This window comes from Verrucosispora sioxanthis, assembly GCF_010560025.1.
GTDB classification, from domain to species: Bacteria; Actinomycetota; Actinomycetes; order Mycobacteriales; family Micromonosporaceae; genus Micromonospora; species Micromonospora palythoicola.
In genome coordinates this window covers 1-967 of sequence record NZ_SAIY01000033.1, presented here as the reverse complement: position 1 = coordinate 967, position 967 = coordinate 1, and the positions used below count along the sequence as shown (strand labels likewise).

1 protein-coding gene is annotated in these 967 nt (G+C 64.3%); it reads left to right on the top strand.

Annotation, left to right across the window (positions count from 1 at the left end; translation table 11 throughout):
* Window positions 1–94 precede the first annotated feature (94 nt).
* Window positions 95–523 carry a DUF7919 family protein gene (locus ENC19_RS29200; protein ID WP_164447948.1) on the top strand — a complete coding sequence of 143 codons (429 nt, stop codon included), beginning with the start codon at window positions 95–97 and terminating at the stop codon, window positions 521–523.
* The last annotated feature ends 444 nt before the right edge of the window (window positions 524–967 follow it).

The window sequence follows — 967 nt, the reverse complement described above, 5'->3', positions numbered from 1 at the left end:
GCCGCCGACCGGGCGTCACAGAACGTGACCAAGGGCGGCGGCATCCAGCGCGATCGTGCCGATGAGCGCGTATACGTAGAGTCTGGCGGGTGCGATGATCGAGCGCGTGACGTACATCCCGGATTTGGCACCCTATGACTACCACCCGGGAGCCCCTGACGCCGTCGCCATTGGTTGGCTGGATTGGAGCATGCCCTTTACTACAGGAGCCTGCCCGCCAGGCGTTCAAGATCGCTTGGTGAGCCTCGGCGTCAGACCAGTACGTCTCATGCGTGGGTACCACTACTGCCAGTTCTGCCTGGCGGCGGTCGAGCCTCAGCACGTGATTCGGGCGGACGTTCGGCTCTACAAAGCTCCCGATGTTGCCTGCGGGAACGGCGAGATCTGGCTCACCGGAGTGGACGGGACGAACTTCGCTGCACCGGCACTGATCGGCCACTACGTTGAAGAGCATCACTACCTGCCACCTGACGGCTTCATCGAGGCGGTTCGGACCGGTGTCCCCACCCCCGGCGTCGAATAGCGGGAATCCAGCTTCTGCCGCACTCGGCTGGCAAGTGAGGTCAGCCGGATCCGCACCGGAAGGCCGCGTAGACGCAGAGTGGCCGGTAGACGTCGCGTACGCATTAAGGGCGACGGCCTTGTGCAACTGCCGGAACTCGTGGAAGTGGTCTATCGCCAGGCCCTCAAGCGCTGTCAATAACCGGGTAACCGTCTGCGTCTCGGGCTGCGTCGGCCATCAACCATCCTGCCCCGCCGAGCGCGGTCAGTTCAGCGGGACCTTCGGCTCGACACTATCGTCGCGCAGAGTTACCGAATCTGCCGCGAGCCGCGCGCTACGCAGCGTCCCGCTGAGCCGGCCCGGGTTCCATCCGGACGTAGCCGAGATGAGGATGCTTCCTTCGGTGTCGGGATGAAACCGCGGCAATGCTGGATCTTGGTATCGTCGGCGCCCCTTCGGAGGAGG